Consider the following 14,737-nt stretch of genomic DNA (forward strand, 5'->3'; position numbering starts at 1 on the left):
TTTGCATCGCCGCCCCTGAGCGATTACGAAGCAGTTACATCCACGAAAGTACCCTGCCATGACTGAGCAAGCCAAAAAGCGGCCAGAGTTCCGCAACATCAACTTCTTCAAGGACCTCCCCACCTACCGGTTGCCGCCGGCCGGCATCGTGTCCATCCTGCACCGCATCAGCGGGCTGATGATGTTCATCCTGCTGCCCTTCGTCCTCTGGATGATGGACATGTCGCTGACCTCGGAGATCTCCTTCGACGGCTTCGTCTCGGTCTTCGCGGGCCCCTTCGGCTGGTTCCTCAAGCTGGTGTGCCTGGCGCTGATCTGGGGCTACCTGCACCACTTCTGCGCAGGCCTGCGCCACCTGTTCATGGACGTGAACCACCACGCCGTCAACAAGCAGTTCGGCAAGACCTCGGCCCTGGTGGTGCTGGTGCTGAGCGTCGGCCTGACCCTGATCCTGGGCGCCAAGCTGTTCGGCCTGTACTGATCCACGATCTCCCCTCACGATAAGGAAAAAGAACCATGTCCGTGAATTACGGCTCCAAGCGCACCGTGGTCGGTGCGCACTACGGCATCCGCGACTGGATGGTGCAGCGCGTCACCGGCGTGCTGATGGCACTGTTCACCATCGTGCTGCTGGCCAAGCTGATCTTCAGCACCGGCTCCATCGGCTATGACCTGTGGGCCGGCATCTTCGCTCCCCAGTGGATGAAGTTCCTGACCTTCGCCGTGATCATCTCCCTGGCCTGGCATGTCTGGGTCGGCGTGCGCGACATCTGGATGGACTACGTCAAGCCCGTGGGCCTGCGCCTGGCGCTGAACGTTTTCACCCTGGTCTGGCTCGTCGGCTGCGCCGGCTGGGGCATCCAGATCCTGTGGCGTATCTGATAGAGACGCGGTCTCCACGATTGAAGGTTAAGAATGAGCTACTCCAAAGCAAACATCACCAAGCGCAAGTTTGACGTCGTCATCGTCGGCGCCGGCGGCTCCGGCCTGCGCGCCGCGCTGGAACTGTCGCGCGCCGGCCTGTCCGTGGCCTCGCTGTCCAAGGTCTTCCCCACCCGCTCGCACACCGTGGCCGCCCAGGGCGGCGTGTCCGCCTCGCTGGGCAACATGAGCGAGGACAACTGGCACTACCACTTCTACGACACCATCAAGGGCTCCGACTGGCTCGGCGACCAGGATGCGATCGAGTTCATGTGCCGCGAAGCACCCAACGTCGTGATCGAGCTGGAACACTTCGGCATGCCGTTCGACCGCAACCCCGACGGCACCATCTACCAGCGCCCCTTCGGCGGCCACACGGCCAACTACGGCGAAAAGCCCGTGCAGCGCGCCTGCGCCGCGGCCGACCGTACCGGCCATGCCATGCTGCACACGCTGTACCAGCAGAACGTCAAGTCCAAGACCAACTTCTTCGTGGAGTGGATGGCGCTGGACCTGATCCGCAATACCCAGGGCGACGTGGTGGGCGTGACCGCCATCGAACTGGAAACCGGCGACCTGTACGAGTTGCACGCCAAGGCCGTGCTGCTGGCCACGGGTGGCGCGGGCCGCATCTTCCAGGCATCGACCAATGCCTTCATCAACACCGGCGATGGCCTGGGCATGGCCGCACGCGCGGGCATCCCGCTGCAGGACATGGAGTTCTGGCAGTTCCACCCCACCGGCGTGGCCGGCGCGGGCGTGCTGCTGACCGAAGGCTGCCGTGGTGAAGGCGCCATCCTGCTGAACAGCGAAGGCGAGCGCTTCATGGAGCGCTACGCGCCCACGCTCAAGGACCTGGCTCCGCGCGACTTCGTGTCCCGTTCCATGGACCAGGAGATCAAGGAAGGTCGCGGCTGCGGTCCCAACAAGGACTACATCCTGATGAAGCTGGACCACCTGGGCGCCGAGACCATCCGCAAGCGCCTGCCCTCCGTGGAAGAGATCGGTCACAACTTCGCCAACGTGGACATCACCAAGGAGCCGATCCCCGTGGTGCCCACCATCCACTACCAGATGGGCGGCATCCCGACCAACATCAACGGCCAGGTCGTGGTGTGGGACGGCCAGCAGAACAACGTGGTCAACGGCCTCTACGCCGTGGGTGAATGCTCGTGCGTGTCGGTGCACGGCGCCAACCGCCTGGGCACGAACTCGCTGCTGGACCTGCTGGTCTTCGGCAAGTCGGCCGGCAAGCACATCGTGCAGTTCGTCAACGGCTTCGGCGACCATGCCGCCGTGCCCGCCGACGGCTCCGACCGCACCCTGGCGCGCCTGAACCAGCTCGACGAGTCCAGGGAAGGCACCTACGCCCAGGACCTGGCTGGCGACATCCGCTCGGCCATGCAGCAGCATGCCGGCGTGTTCCGCACGCAAAAGGGCATGGACGAGGGCGTGGAAAAGATCAACGCCATCCGCGAGCGCGTGGGCTCCGTGACCCTCAAGGACAAGTCCAAGGTCTGGAACACCGCCCGCATGGAAGCGCTGGAAGTGGACAACCTGATCGAAGTGGCACAGGCCACCATGATCTCGGCCGCCGCCCGCCACGAATGCCGCGGTGCCCACACCGTGTACGACTACGAGCACCCTGCCGACCACGCAGAGTTCCCGCTGGGCCGCAACGACAAGGAATGGCTCAAGCACACCCTGTGGTACAGCGCCACCAACAGCCTGGAATACAAGCCCGTGAACCTCAAGCCCCTCACGGTGGACAGCGTGCCGCCCAAGGTCCGCACGTTCTAATCCAGCAGCCCACGAGAGAACAGACAAATGAAGCGCACTTTCAAGATCTACCGCTACGACCCGGACAAGGACGCCAAGCCCTACATGCAGACCGTGGAGGTCGAACTCGACGGCCATGAGCGCATGCTGCTGGACGCCCTGGTCAAGCTCAAGGCGATGGACCCGTCCATCTCGTTCCGCCGCTCCTGCCGCGAAGGCGTGTGCGGCTCCGACGCGATGAACATCAACGGCAAGAACGGCCTGGCCTGCCTGACGAACATGAAGACCCTCAGCGGCGACATCGTTCTCAAGCCCCTGCCCGGCCTGCCCGTGATCCGCGATCTGATCGTGGACATGACGCAGTTCTTCAAGCAGTACCACTCGATCAAGCCCTACCTGCAGAACGACAGCTTCGCGTCCCCCACGAAGGAACGCCTGCAGTCGCCCGAGGAGCGCGAAGAGCTCAACGGCCTGTACGAGTGCATCCTGTGCGCCAGCTGCTCCACCAGCTGCCCCAGCTTCTGGTGGAATCCCGACAAGTTCGTGGGTCCGGCCGGCCTGCTGCAGGCCTACCGCTTCATCGCGGACAGCCGCGACGAGGCCACCGGCGACCGCCTTGACAACCTGGAAGATCCGTACCGCCTCTTCCGCTGCCACACCATCATGAACTGCGTGGACGTGTGCCCAAAGCACCTGAACCCCACGCAGGCCATCGGCAAGATCAAGGAACTGATGGTCCGTCGGGCCATCTGATGGACATGACGAATACCCTGCTCGACGAACGCGAACGGGCCCTGCTGCGCTGGCGCTGCCGGCGCGGCCTGGTCGAGAACGACCTGTTCATCGAGCAGTTCTTCGCCACCTACGCAGACCAGCTCACGCGGAGACACGCGAGCGGTCTGTCTGCCTTGATGGACCTGGCAGACAACGACCTGATGGACCTCTTCCTGCGCCGCAAGGAGCCGGAAGGGGAACTCGATACCCAAGAAATCAGGGAAGTGCTGGAGCTGGTGCGCAAGCGCAAGCCCGGCTCTGTCCCGCAAGTAGGCTAGGCAATCTAGAGAAGGAAGTTTGGAAATGAAACTCGCAGACAACAAAGCAACGCTGTCTTTCAGCAACGGCGCTCCCAGCGTCGAGCTGCCCGTCTACCAGGGCAACGTCGGTCCCGACGTGGTCGACATCCGCAAGCTGTACGCGCAGACCGGCATGTTCACCTATGACCCGGGCTTCCTCTCTACCGCCTCGTGCCAGTCCGCCATCACCTACATCGATGGCGACAAGGGCGAGCTGCTGTACCGCGGCTACCCCATCGAGCAACTGGCCAAGAACTGCGACTACCTCGAGACCTGCTACCTGCTGCTGTACGGCGAGCTGCCCAACGAGGCGCAGAAGGCCGACTTCGTCGAGCGCGTGACCAAGCACACCATGGTCAACGAGCAGATGCAGTTCTTCCTGCGTGGTTTCCGCCGCGATGCCCACCCCATGGCCGTCCTGACGGGCCTGGTCGGCGGCATGTCGGCCTTCTACCACGACAACATGGACATCAACAACGCAGAGCACCGCGACATCGCCGCGATCCGCCTGATCGCCAAGATGCCCACGCTGGTCTCCATGGCCTACAAGTACGGCATCGGTGCCCCGTACATGTATCCCAAGAATGACCTGAGCTACGCCGGCAACTTCATGCGCATGATGTTCGGCAACCCCTGCGAGGAGTACAAGGTCAACCCCGTGGTCGAGCGCGCGCTGGACCGCATCTTCATCCTGCACGCGGACCACGAGCAGAATGCCTCCACCTCCACGGTGCGCCTGTGCGGCTCGTCGGGTACCAACCCCTTCGCCGCCATCTCGGCCGGCGTGGCCTGCCTGTGGGGCCCTGCCCACGGCGGCGCCAACGAGGCCTGCCTGAACATGCTGGAGTACCTGCAGGCCAACGGCGGCGTCGCCAAGGTCGGCGAGTTCATGGAGCAGGTCAAGGACAAGAACAGCGGCGTCAAGCTGATGGGCTTCGGCCACCGTGTCTACAAGAACTACGACCCCCGCGCCAAGCTCATGCAGGAAACCTGCAATGAAGTGCTGGCCGAGCTGGGCCTGGAGAAGGACCCCCTGTTCGCCCTGGCCAAGGAAGTCGAGAAGATCGCCCTGGAAGACGACTACTTCGTGCAGCGCAAGCTCTACCCGAACGTGGACTTCTACTCCGGCATCGTGCAACGCGCCATCGGCGTGCCGGTCAACCTGTTCACCGGCATCTTTGCCCTGGCCCGCACGGTGGGCTGGATCGCCCAGCTCAACGAGCAGATGGCAGACCCCGAGTACAAGATCGGCCGTCCTCGCCAGCTGTTCACGGGCTCCGTGTCCCGCGACGTCAAGCCCATCGGCCAGCGTTGATCACAGGGCCGGGCCGCTGGCCCGGCACCGCCCCATCGAAAGCCCGCGGGTTCACGCCCGCGGGCTTTTTCGCATTGCGCGCTTTGCCCCGCATTTGCCGGGCCTTGCGCTATCGCCGACAATGCGCCCCCTGCCCCACGCCTACGCACTGCTGCACACCCATGACCTTTGCCTCCCTGGGCCTGAGCCCGACGCTGGCCGCCCGACTCCAAGACCTGGGCCTCGTCGATCCCACGCCCATACAGATCCAGTCCATCGCCCCCGTGCTCGCGGGCCGCGACCTCTGGGCCTGCGCGCCCACCGGATCGGGCAAGACCGCCGCCTACCTGCTGCCGCTGCTGCAGCGGTGGATGCAGGCGCCGCGCGGCCAGGGCGGATTCGTGCGCACGCTGTCCACGCTGATCGTGGCCCCCACGCGCGAGCTGGCCCAGCAGGTCGGCGCCACGCTGACCGAGCTGGTACAGCCACTGCCCCGGCCGCCACGCGTGGCCGTGGTCTATGGGGGCGTGTCCATCAATCCGCAGATGATGATGCTGCGCGGCAGCGCCGACTTCCTCGTGGCCACGCCGGGCCGGCTGCTGGACCTGGTGGAGCACAATGCCGTGCGCCTGTCGGCCGTGCGCCACCTGGTGCTGGACGAGGCAGACCGCCTGCTGGACCTGGGCTTCCAGGACGAGCTGCAACGCGTGCTTGCCCTGCTGCCGCGCCAGCGCCAGACCCTGCTGTTCTCGGCCACCTACCCCGAGGCCGTGCAATCGCTGGTGGCCGGCCTGCTCTACGACCCCGTGCAGGCCCGCATCGATGCCGCCGAAGGGCAGGACGCGGCCAGCCCTGCCAGCATCGTGCAGCGCGCCATCGCCGTGGACCGCACGCGCCGCACCCAGCTGCTGCGCCAGCTGGTACAGCGCGACACGGCGCCGGGCACCGACCCGGCCACGCTGCAACGCGCCCTGGTCTTCGTGGCCACGCGCCACACGGCCGAGCTGGTGGCCGAAAAACTCTACAAGGCCGGCATCTTCGCCACGGCCTTCCACGGCGATCTGAGCCAGGGCGCACGCAAGGAGGCGCTGGAGGACTTCAAGGCCAGGCGCTGGCAGGTGATGATCACCACCGACCTGGCCGCGCGCGGCATCGACATCGCGCAATTGCCCCTGGTCGTCAACTACGACCTGCCGCGCTCGGCCGCCGACTATGTGCACCGCATCGGCCGCACGGGCCGCGCGGGCGAGGCCGGCACGGCCGTCAGCTTCGTGACGCCGGCCGAGCAGGCGCACTGGAAGCTGATCTGCAAGCGCAACCAGCTGGACCTGGCGCTGGAGCAGTTGCCCGGGTTCGAGCCCACCGAGCCCGTGCCACCGCCCCCCGTGGCCCAGGACGGCAACGGCGGCATCAAGGGCCGCCGCCCCAGCAAGAAGGACAAGCTGCGCGCGCTGGCGGCCGAGGCCGCTTCCAGGAAGCCTTGAGCGCGCAGACTCAGCCGGCGCCGCCCCGTCCCCCGAAGCGGTCGCGATAGGCCACGGGCGTGATGCCCAGGTGCCGCACGAACAGATGGCGCAGCGCCTGCTCCGACCCCAGGCCCACGCGCGCGGCCACGGTCTTGAGCGGCAGGTGCGCCTGGTTTTCCAGCAGTTGCTTGGCGGCCTCCAGCCGCGCGCTCTCGACGAAGGCCGTGGGGCTCTGCCCGGTTTCCTGCTGGAACACGCGGCGCAGGTGGCGCTCGCTCATGTGGGCCTGCTGCGCCATCTGCGTGAGCGTCAGCGGCTCGGCCAGATGGGCGATCGCCCACTGCTGCACGGCCTGCACGCCGCCGTGCTGCGTGGCCTGGGCGGCCAGCGGCACGCTGAACTGCGACTGGCCGCCGGGGCGCTTCAGATACATCACCAGGTCGCGCGCCACCTCCAGGGCCAGCGCATGGCCGAAATCCTCCTCGACCACGGCCAGCGCCAGGTCGATGCCGGCCGTCACGCCGGCCGAGGTCCACAGCTGGCGGCAGCCTTCGCCGTCGCGGATTTCCTCGCGCAGGTAGATGGCATCGGCATCGACCTGCACGCGCGGATGCCGCTGGGCCAGCTGCGCCGTCACGCTCCAGTGCGTGGCTGCGCGCCGGCCGTCCAGCAGCCCGGCCTCGGCCAGGAAGAAGCTGCCCGAGCACAGCGCGATCAGCCGCTGCACGCGCGGCGCCACGCGGCCCAGCCAGGCCACCAGCTCGCCCGAGCCGCCCAGCACCTGCTCGATATGGCGCGAACCCACGACGACCACGGTGCAGCCCGTGCCTGCGGCCTCCAGCTCGGCCAGGGTGTGCGTGGCGTCCAGCGCCATCAGCGTGTCCGAGCGCACGGCACCTCGGCTCTGCGCGGCCACGCGCACCTCATAGCCATCGCTTTGGCCGCGTGCGCGCAGATGCACGTTGGCATAGTCGAACACCGACATCGGCCCGATGGCTTCCAGCGCCTTGAAGCCGGGGTAGACGACGAGATCGATGCGGTGGGCGCTGGCGTGACGGTGGTCCATGGGTGGCAATGGGCAGAAGGCGGCTCGGCAAAGAGCACGGACTATACGGAAGGCGCCCGCCTTGCGCTGCGCCACCCCGTCCGAAGCCCCTGCCAGCCATGGGATTCGGACATATCACCTGAGACGGCGGACATGAAATGGCCCGGCGGCGGCGGCATCGCCTAAAGTCAAGGCTTCGCGGAGCGCGCCCCCGCCCGCTCCTGTGCCACCCCTAGCGAAAGACAAGCCCATGAAATCCAAAGCCGCCGTCGCCTTCAAGGCGGGAGAACCCCTGCAGATCGTCGAGATCGACGTGGCCCCTCCGAAGAAGGGCGAAGTGCTGATCAAGATCACCCACACGGGCGTCTGCCACACGGATGCCTTCACCCTCAGCGGCGACGATCCGGAAGGCATCTTCCCCGCCGTGCTCGGCCATGAAGGCGCGGGCATCGTGGTCGAGGTCGGCGAAGGCGTGACCAGCGTGAAGCCCGGCGACCACGTCATCCCGCTGTACACCGCCGAATGCGGCGAGTGCCTGTTCTGCAAGAGCGGCAAGACCAACCTGTGCGTGTCCGTGCGCGCCACCCAGGGCAAGGGCCTGATGCCCGACGGCACGACGCGCTTCTCGTACAACGGCGAGCCCATCTACCACTACATGGGCTGCTCGACCTTCAGCGAGTACACCGTGGTGGCCGAAGTCTCGCTGGCCAAGATCCACCCCGACGCCAACCCCGAACAGGTCTGCCTGTTGGGCTGCGGCGTGACCACGGGCCTGGGCGCCGTCAAGAACACGGCCAAGGTCCAGGAAGGCGACACCGTGGCCGTGTTCGGCCTGGGCGGCATCGGCCTGGCCGTGATCCAGGGTGCCAAGCTGGCCAAGGCCGGCCGCATCATCGCCATCGACACCAACCCGTCCAAGTTCGACCTGGCCCGCACCTTCGGCGCCACCGACTGCGTCAATCCCAAGGATTTCGACAAGCCCATCCAGCAGGTCATCGTCGAGATGACGGGCTGGGGCGTGGACCACAGCTTCGAGTGCATCGGCAACGTCAACGTGATGCGTGCCGCGCTGGAATGCGCGCACCGCGGCTGGGGCCAGTCGGTCATCATCGGCGTGGCCGGCGCGGGCCAGGAAATCTCCACCCGCCCCTTCCAGCTGGTCACCGGCCGCAAATGGCTGGGCACGGCCTTCGGCGGCGTCAAGGGCAGGAGCGAGTTGCCCGGCATGGTCGAGCAGGCCATGAGCGGCGAGATCCAGCTGGCGCCCTTCGTCACGCACACCATGGGCCTGCCGGAAATCAATGAAGCCTTCGATCTGATGCACGAAGGCAAATCCATCCGCTCCGTGGTCGTGTACTGACCCTGGCCCACCGGCTGCAGGCGCTCCCGCCGGAGCGCCTGCAGCCCTTTTTCTTTTTGAGGAACACCATGTCCGCACTGCCGCCCCTGGAACTCAAGAGCGCCCATGCCTGCTTTGGCGGCGCCCAGCGCTTCTACGCGCATTTCTCCGCCGAGATCGGCCTGAACATGAAATTCTCGGTCTTTCTGCCGCCCAAGGCCGTGGCCGGCGAGAAGGTGCCTGCCGTGCTCTACCTGGCCGGGCTGACCTGTACCGAGGAGACCTTCATGACCAAGGCAGGCGCCCAGCGCCTGGCCGCCGAACTGAACATCGCATTGATCGCCCCCGACACCAGCCCGCGCGGCGCAGGCCTGCCCGGCGAGGCCGATGCCTGGGACTTCGGCGTGGGCGCTGGCTTCTACCTGGATGCCACCACCAAGCCCTGGGCACTGCACTGGCGCATGGAAAGCTATCTGCTGGGCGAGCTGCTGCCGCTGATCGCCGCACGCCTGCCCATTGACGCGCAGCGGCTGGGCATCTTCGGCCACTCCATGGGTGGCCACGGCGCGCTCACGCTGGCGCTGCGCCATCCGGGACGGTTCAAGAGCCTTTCGGCCTTCGCACCCATCGCCAACCCGGTCAACTGCCCCTGGGGCCAGAAGGCCTTCACGGGCTACCTGGGCGAGGACCGCAGCGCATGGCAGGCCCACGACGCCAGCTGCCTGATGGCAGCGCAGCAGCAGGCCCCCTACCCGGGCGGCATCCTCATCGACCAGGGCCTGGCCGACAAGTTCCTGATCGAAAAGCAACTGCTGCCCGAAGCCTTCGAGGCCGCCTGCGCCCAGGCCGGCCAGCCGCTGACGCTGCGCCGCCACGGCGGCTACGACCATGGCTACTACTTCATCCAGAGCTTCATTGATGATCATCTGCGCCATCATGCAGAGGTGTTGAACACCCCCTGAGGCGCTACGCGCCTTCCCCCCGTGGCACGGCGCCTCTCTACTTGCTTCGCAAGGGAGGGGGACGACGCCATCGGCTAGGCGCCCCGCCGCGAGGCGGCTCTTGCTCGGCGTCCCTGTTTTTTTGGCTGCGCCAGTTTCAAAGGGTGATGAGCCCAACAGGTGAAGGGCAGAGTGCCTCAACCTGGCCTATGGCCAGCGCGCATGTCCTGCGCAATCCGCTCCAGCACCTGCGGCAGGTCCTTGACGCTGGCGATCACGTGGTGGGCGCCGGCCGCGCGCAGCTTGGCTTCGGCGCGGGCCACGCGCTCGCGCACTTCCTCGGCGGGGGCGGCGGCCAGTTCGGCGGGGGAGTAGCCGACTTCGTTGCCCGACAGGCTCAGGCCCACGGTCCACATGCCGGCGTTGCGCCCTTCCTCGATGCCTGGCACGGTGTCGTCCACCTTCACGCAGGCGCGCACATCGCCGATGCCCAGCGCCAGCACATTGGCCAGGGCCATGAAGGGCCCGGGGCGGCCGCCGGCGGCCATTTCATCACCGGCCACCACGTGGTCGGGCGCCAGGCCGCTGGCTGCCGCCTGGGGCAGCAGCTGGTTCAGGACTTCGCGCGGATAGCCGGAGCACGATCCGACCTTCAGGCCCCGGGCACGCAGCCATTGCAGCAGCTCGGGGGCCCCGGCTATGGGCGCGGAGAACTCGCCCACCTTGGCGATCTGCATGGGCATGAAGCGTGCGTAGATGGCGTCCACGTCGGCGTCCACGGGCTGCTGGCCGAAGGCCTTGTGCCACTGGCCACGGATGCCTTCGTCCTGCAGCAGTTCATGGATGTGCTGCCACTTGGACAGGCCCATGGGACCGCGCGCCTGGGCCAGGGTGATGCTGATGCCGAAGCTGGCGAAGGCCTCGACGAAGATCTGCGTGGGCGCGAGCGAGCCGAAGTCGACGAGGGTACCGGCCCAGTCGAAGATGACGGCCTGCAGCGGGGAAAGGTCGGTGGTGGCGTTGGAAAGGATGGTGTCGTTCATGGAATGCCTTGGCAGGGAAGAGAGGGGGTCAAGAGAGCCGGTGGCGCCGGTTCATTCCAGCGCGCGTATGAAATTGCGGCCGCGCGGCCCGCTGGCCGCCGCGTGCAGCAGTTGCTGCCACTCCTGCGGCGGCACACCGTAGTGCGCTGGATCGGTGACGACGCCCAGGCCTTCCAGGAAGGCACGCAACCGCCGCACGGCGGCTTCGCCGGTCGAGACGTCGAAGATGGACAGCAGGGCCGCATCCACCTGGGCATCGGCCCCCAGGGCCAGCGCCAGCACCTGGGGAAGACTGAAGGAGCACGCGATGCCATGGGCCACGCCATGGCGCAGCGTGATGTCGTAGGACAGCGAATGCGCAAGCGCCGTACGGGTGTTGGAGAAAGCCAGGCCCGCCGTCAGGGCGGCTTCGGCCATGGCTGCGCGCAGCGCCAGGCTGTCCAGGTCCTGCATCAGCGCAGGCAGCGTGGCCAGTATCCGGCGCGCGGCCTGCACGGCCAGGGCCGTGGACACGGGATTGCGGTGCAGGTTCCACAGGGATTCCATCGCATGGGACAGCGCATCGAGCCCCGAGGCCAGCGTGGCCCCGGCCGGAAGGCTGCGCATGAGTTCGGCGTCGATGATCGCCGCCTCGGGCCAGGTCCAGCGCTGGTGCAGCGAATGCTTGCGCCCTCCGGCCTGGTCCCAGATCGTGGCCCAGGGCGTGACCTCGCTGCCCGTACCGGCCGTGGTGGGAACGGCGATCAAGGCCTTGTGGGGCCCGGCCGGCAGATCCAGCCCCAGCTGCAGCGCGCCCAGCAGCCCGGCAAAGGAGCGCGAGGGCGTCGCGCACATCAGGGCCTTGGCCGAATCGATGGCGCTGCCACCGCCCAGGGCAACGATGCAGGGCACGTCGGCATGGTCGCGGTGCACCCGGTCATACAGCGGCGCGAGCCAGCGCACATCGGGATGGGGAGCAATGCCGTCGACCACGCCACGCAGCCGCCTGCCCAGCAGCGCACGCACACGGTCCACCAGCCCCAGGGGCCCGGCCTCGGGAAAGGTCACGAGCAGGCAGTCCCGTCCGGCCAGCAGGGCCGGCAGCCGCTCCAGGCTTGCCGGGCCGGCATGGATGGCGACGGGGTTGTGATAGGTCCACACAAATTGATCCTTGGAATGAAACAGAGACAGTTCAGTGGCGGGCGCCCTGCTGTATGCGGCGGCGCAGCCCGTGCGAGACCAGATCGGCCGCGATCACCATCACGGTGATGACGATGATGCAGGTGGCCGTCTCCTGGTAGCGGAACAGCTTGAGGCTGCCGACCAGCTCGAACCCCAGGCCGCCCGCGCCCACCATGCCCAGCACCGTGGCCGAGCGCAGGTTGACCTCGAAGCGGTAGAGCACGACCGCGATCCAGGCCGTGATGGCCTGCGGGATCACACCGAAGACGATGAGCTGGAGCTGGCTGGCGCCTGCGCTGCGCAGGGCCTGCAGCGGGCCGTCGTCGATCTCCTCGATGCTCTCGGCGAAGAACTTGCCCAGCATGCCCATGCCGTGCAGCGCCAGGGCCAGCACGCCGGGAAACGGCCCCAGGCCCACGGCCGAGACGAAGACCAGCGCCAGGATCAGTTCGTTGATGCTGCGCACCACGTTCAGGAACTGGCGCGTGGCGCGGCGCAACCAGTGCCAGCCATGCAGGTTGCCGGCCGCGATGAAGGACAGTGGCAGCGCCAGGACCACGGACAGCAGCGTGCCCCAGATGGCGATCTGCACGGTCTCCAGCGCCGGCGCCCACAGGCGCGGCAGGATGCTCCAGTCGGGCGGAAACGAACGTGCGGCGAAGTCCGCGATCTGCGGCATGCCTGCCGCCAGCTCCCCCCAGCTCATCTGCGCGCCGCCCGCGCTCCAGTGCAGCACCCAGGCGATGGCCAGGGCCGCGGCCACATGGCCCAGCCAGCCCATGGCGCCCGCGGGGCGCGGTGCCGTCCAGTGCCAGCCGTCGCGCACCGGGGCGTTGTCTTGCGCCATGGCCATCACAGTCCCCCCGCCGGCGCGCCGGCCTGCATCCAGGAGGCGCGCGCCGGCGCCTGAATATCGAGCGGCCCGCAGCCTTCTGCCTGTGCAAGGGGTGCCGGGTGGTAGATGGCGCCCAGCGCGGCCTCGTCCAGGCCTTCGGGTACCCCGTCATAGACCATGCGCCCCTGGGCCAGGCCCAGCACGCGGTCGCCGAACTCCCTGGCGTAGTCGACCTGGTGCAGGTTGCAGACCACGGCGATGCCCAGCTCACGCGTGGCCTCGCGCAGGTACTGCAGCACGCTGCGCGCGGTCTTGGGGTCCAGGCTGGCCACGGGTTCGTCGGCCAGGATGACCTGGGGCTGCTGTGCCAGGGCACGGGCAATGCCCACGCGCTGCATCTGGCCGCCCGACAGCGCCTCGGTGCGCTCCAGCGCCTTGTGGGCCAGGCCCACGCGCTCCAGGCACTGGTCGGCCAGGCGGATATCGCTGTCGCGGAACAGTTGCAGCACCGAGGCCAGCGTGCCCGTCTGGCCCAGGCGCCCGGTCAGCACGTTCTTGCGCACCGACAGGCGCGGCACCAGGTGGTGGTGCTGGAAGACCATGGCCACGTGGCGGGCCAGTTCGCGGCGCCGGCCCGCACCGCCCGCCATCAGGTCCATGCCGCCGACCTGCAGCGTGCCGCTGTCGGCCCGCGCCAGCCCGTTGATGCAGCGCAGCAGCGTGGACTTGCCCGCACCCGACAACCCCAGCAGGGCCACGAATTCGCCGGGCCGCACATCGAGGTCGATGCCGTGCAGCACCTGGTTGCTGCCATAGCGCTTGCGCAATTGGCGGATGTGGATCATTTCATGCTTCCCAGGTCCAGCTTGAGCGCGCGGGCCGTCTCGCGCACCACGTCATAGGCCTTGTCGTCCGTGGGCGCGAAGCCGTCCAGCACGCCCTGGTCGCCCCAGGGCAGGCCCTTGATCTCGGCCAGGGCAGCGGCCACCTTCTGCTTGGTGGCCGCGTCCAGGTTCCTGCGCCAGGTCATGGGTGATTCAGGGATGGGTTGCGAGCGCCAGACGATCTGGAAATCCTCGCGCCTGACCAGGCCCTTGCCCACGGCGGAGTCCAGGATCCGGTCGGCCACGGCCGCCGCATCCACCTTGCCGTTGGCCACGGCCATGATGCTGGCGTCGTGGGAGCCCGAGAAGATCACGCGCGAGAACCCCTTGTCGGTATCGAAGCCCTCGGCCATCAGGCCGGCCTTGGGAAACAGATGGCCCGAAGCCGATGTCGGGTCCACGAAGGCAAAGCTGCGGCCCTGGAGATCGGCCACGCCGGCCGGCCCCTTGTCCTTGCGCGAGATGACCAGGCTGCGGTAGGCGCTGGTGCCGGTCTTTCGGGTCACGGCCACGGCAAAGGCCTCGGCGCCCGCCACCTGGCTGGCCAGCACATAGGAGAAGGGTCCCAGGAAGGCGATGTCGATCTTGTTCGAGCGCAGCGCCTCGATCACGCCGTTGTAGTCATTGGCCACGAAGGGCCGCACCTTCATGCCGGTCCTGGCGGCCAGCTGGTCCATGACCTGCTGGCTGGCACGGATCATGGCCTGCGCGTCCTCGGAAGGGATCAGGCCCACGCGCAGCTCGCCGCTCTGGGCAAAAGCCGGTGCCGTGGCGGCCAGGGCGAGGGCCGCGGCGCTGCGCAGCCAGGTCTTGCGGGTCATCTTCATGGAGTGGTTCCTTTGCATCCGAACAGGCGCACCAGCCCAATGCCGTGCGATGGGTGAATGCTAGGAACGACATATTTCTGCCATGTGAAAGTTCCAGAATCAGATGGCACAGCTTCCATAGATGAAACC

The 14,737-nt window shown here is 67.4% G+C and carries 15 protein-coding genes; 9 read left to right on the top strand and 6 right to left on the bottom strand.

The genetic code is table 11. The features are described 5' to 3' along the window. Window positions 1-58 precede the first annotated feature (58 nt). The 7 genes from sdhC to L1Z78_RS19745 all read left to right on the top strand — a co-directional run bounded on the left by sdhC (window position 59) and on the right by L1Z78_RS19745 (window position 6,551). Complete coding sequence (gene sdhC, locus L1Z78_RS19715) at window positions 59-481, top strand: succinate dehydrogenase, cytochrome b556 subunit (protein ID WP_234638044.1); 423 nt, start codon at window positions 59-61, stop codon at window positions 479-481. A 35-nt stretch (window positions 482-516) separates the two neighbouring features. Further along, window positions 517-882 carry a succinate dehydrogenase, hydrophobic membrane anchor protein gene (sdhD, locus tag L1Z78_RS19720; protein ID WP_234638045.1) on the top strand — a complete coding sequence of 122 codons (366 nt, stop codon included), beginning with the start codon at window positions 517-519 and terminating at the stop codon, window positions 880-882. 33 nt (window positions 883-915) lie between these two features. Then, window positions 916-2,721: a succinate dehydrogenase flavoprotein subunit gene (gene sdhA / locus L1Z78_RS19725; protein WP_234638046.1), complete on the top strand. Its 1,806-nt coding sequence runs from the start codon at window positions 916-918 to the stop codon at window positions 2,719-2,721. Window positions 2,722-2,748: 27 nt separating this feature from the next. Then, entirely contained in the window at window positions 2,749-3,453 is a 705-nt protein-coding gene (locus L1Z78_RS19730; RefSeq protein WP_234638047.1) for a succinate dehydrogenase iron-sulfur subunit, read from the top strand. Further along, on the top strand, window positions 3,453-3,752 hold the full coding sequence (locus L1Z78_RS19735) for a succinate dehydrogenase assembly factor 2 (protein ID WP_234638048.1): 300 nt from the start codon (window positions 3,453-3,455) through the stop codon (window positions 3,750-3,752). Before L1Z78_RS19730 ends, L1Z78_RS19735 begins: the two co-directional genes overlap by 1 nt. 25 nt (window positions 3,753-3,777) lie before the next feature. Further along, window positions 3,778-5,088, top strand: coding sequence for a citrate synthase (locus L1Z78_RS19740; RefSeq protein ID WP_234638049.1), 1,311 nt, complete (start codon window positions 3,778-3,780; stop codon window positions 5,086-5,088). 161 nt (window positions 5,089-5,249) lie between these two features. Next, window positions 5,250-6,551 (top strand): DEAD/DEAH box helicase, encoded by a 1,302-nt coding sequence (locus L1Z78_RS19745; RefSeq protein WP_234638050.1) that lies wholly within the window; start codon window positions 5,250-5,252, stop codon window positions 6,549-6,551. Window positions 6,552-6,561: 10 nt separating this feature from the next. Here the strand turns inward: L1Z78_RS19745 and L1Z78_RS19750 are convergent, their stop codons facing one another. After that, window positions 6,562-7,599, bottom strand: a complete 1,038-nt coding sequence (locus tag L1Z78_RS19750; protein ID WP_234638051.1) for a GlxA family transcriptional regulator — start codon at window positions 7,597-7,599, stop codon at window positions 6,562-6,564. Window positions 7,600-7,828: 229 nt separating this feature from the next. Between L1Z78_RS19750 and L1Z78_RS19755 the strand changes: the two genes are divergently transcribed. Beyond that, window positions 7,829-8,938, top strand: a complete 1,110-nt coding sequence (locus tag L1Z78_RS19755; RefSeq protein ID WP_234638052.1) for an S-(hydroxymethyl)glutathione dehydrogenase/class III alcohol dehydrogenase — start codon at window positions 7,829-7,831, stop codon at window positions 8,936-8,938. A gap of 68 nt (window positions 8,939-9,006) precedes the next feature. Further along, window positions 9,007-9,879 (top strand): S-formylglutathione hydrolase, encoded by an 873-nt coding sequence (gene fghA, locus L1Z78_RS19760; RefSeq protein ID WP_275444452.1) that lies wholly within the window; start codon window positions 9,007-9,009, stop codon window positions 9,877-9,879. Window positions 9,880-10,055: 176 nt separating this feature from the next. Here the strand turns inward: fghA and phnX are convergent, their stop codons facing one another. From phnX to L1Z78_RS19785, 5 genes are read right to left on the bottom strand one after another with little or no spacing between them, the layout of a single operon-like run. Continuing rightward, the gene (phnX, locus tag L1Z78_RS19765; RefSeq protein WP_234638053.1) at window positions 10,056-10,901 is read right to left on the bottom strand and encodes a phosphonoacetaldehyde hydrolase; all 846 of its coding nucleotides are present in this window, start codon (window positions 10,899-10,901) and stop codon (window positions 10,056-10,058) included. Between the two features lie 51 nt (window positions 10,902-10,952). Continuing rightward, window positions 10,953-12,041: an iron-containing alcohol dehydrogenase PsrA gene (psrA, locus tag L1Z78_RS19770; protein ID WP_234638054.1), complete on the bottom strand. Its 1,089-nt coding sequence runs from the start codon at window positions 12,039-12,041 to the stop codon at window positions 10,953-10,955. A 31-nt stretch (window positions 12,042-12,072) separates the two neighbouring features. Beyond that, on the bottom strand, window positions 12,073-12,909 hold the full coding sequence (gene phnE, locus L1Z78_RS19775) for a phosphonate ABC transporter, permease protein PhnE (RefSeq protein ID WP_418921638.1): 837 nt from the start codon (window positions 12,907-12,909) through the stop codon (window positions 12,073-12,075). Window positions 12,910-12,914: 5 nt separating this feature from the next. Continuing rightward, window positions 12,915-13,742 carry a phosphonate ABC transporter ATP-binding protein gene (gene phnC / locus L1Z78_RS19780; protein WP_234638055.1) on the bottom strand — a complete coding sequence of 276 codons (828 nt, stop codon included), beginning with the start codon at window positions 13,740-13,742 and terminating at the stop codon, window positions 12,915-12,917. Continuing rightward, on the bottom strand, window positions 13,739-14,608 hold the full coding sequence (locus L1Z78_RS19785; RefSeq protein ID WP_234638056.1) for a phosphate/phosphite/phosphonate ABC transporter substrate-binding protein: 870 nt from the start codon (window positions 14,606-14,608) through the stop codon (window positions 13,739-13,741). The genes phnC and L1Z78_RS19785 overlap by 4 nt, the downstream gene beginning before the upstream one ends. Between the last annotated feature and the right edge of the window lie 129 nt (window positions 14,609-14,737).

The organism is Delftia tsuruhatensis, assembly GCF_903815225.1.
Taxonomy (GTDB): domain Bacteria; phylum Pseudomonadota; class Gammaproteobacteria; order Burkholderiales; family Burkholderiaceae_C; genus Comamonas; species Comamonas tsuruhatensis_A.

Excerpts from the sequence above, each read along its gene's own strand:
- L1Z78_RS19740 (WP_234638049.1), top strand. The coding sequence starts at position 3,778 with ATGAAACTCGCAGACAACAAAGCAACGCTGTCTTTCAGCAACGGCGCT.
- phnE (WP_418921638.1), bottom strand. The coding sequence starts at position 12,909 with ATGGCGCAAGACAACGCCCCGGTGCGCGACGGCTGGCACTGGACGGCA.
- L1Z78_RS19785 (WP_234638056.1), bottom strand. The coding sequence starts at position 14,608 with ATGAAGATGACCCGCAAGACCTGGCTGCGCAGCGCCGCGGCCCTCGCC.
- fghA (WP_275444452.1), top strand. The coding sequence starts at position 9,007 with ATGTCCGCACTGCCGCCCCTGGAACTCAAGAGCGCCCATGCCTGCTTT.
- sdhA (WP_234638046.1), top strand. The coding sequence starts at position 916 with ATGAGCTACTCCAAAGCAAACATCACCAAGCGCAAGTTTGACGTCGTC.
- L1Z78_RS19745 (WP_234638050.1), top strand. The coding sequence starts at position 5,250 with ATGACCTTTGCCTCCCTGGGCCTGAGCCCGACGCTGGCCGCCCGACTC.
- L1Z78_RS19730 (WP_234638047.1), top strand. The coding sequence starts at position 2,749 with ATGAAGCGCACTTTCAAGATCTACCGCTACGACCCGGACAAGGACGCC.
- sdhC (WP_234638044.1), top strand. The coding sequence starts at position 59 with ATGACTGAGCAAGCCAAAAAGCGGCCAGAGTTCCGCAACATCAACTTC.
- sdhD (WP_234638045.1), top strand. The coding sequence starts at position 517 with ATGTCCGTGAATTACGGCTCCAAGCGCACCGTGGTCGGTGCGCACTAC.
- L1Z78_RS19750 (WP_234638051.1), bottom strand. The coding sequence starts at position 7,599 with ATGGACCACCGTCACGCCAGCGCCCACCGCATCGATCTCGTCGTCTAC.
- L1Z78_RS19755 (WP_234638052.1), top strand. The coding sequence starts at position 7,829 with ATGAAATCCAAAGCCGCCGTCGCCTTCAAGGCGGGAGAACCCCTGCAG.
- phnC (WP_234638055.1), bottom strand. The coding sequence starts at position 13,742 with ATGATCCACATCCGCCAATTGCGCAAGCGCTATGGCAGCAACCAGGTG.
- phnX (WP_234638053.1), bottom strand. The coding sequence starts at position 10,901 with ATGAACGACACCATCCTTTCCAACGCCACCACCGACCTTTCCCCGCTG.
- L1Z78_RS19735 (WP_234638048.1), top strand. The coding sequence starts at position 3,453 with ATGGACATGACGAATACCCTGCTCGACGAACGCGAACGGGCCCTGCTG.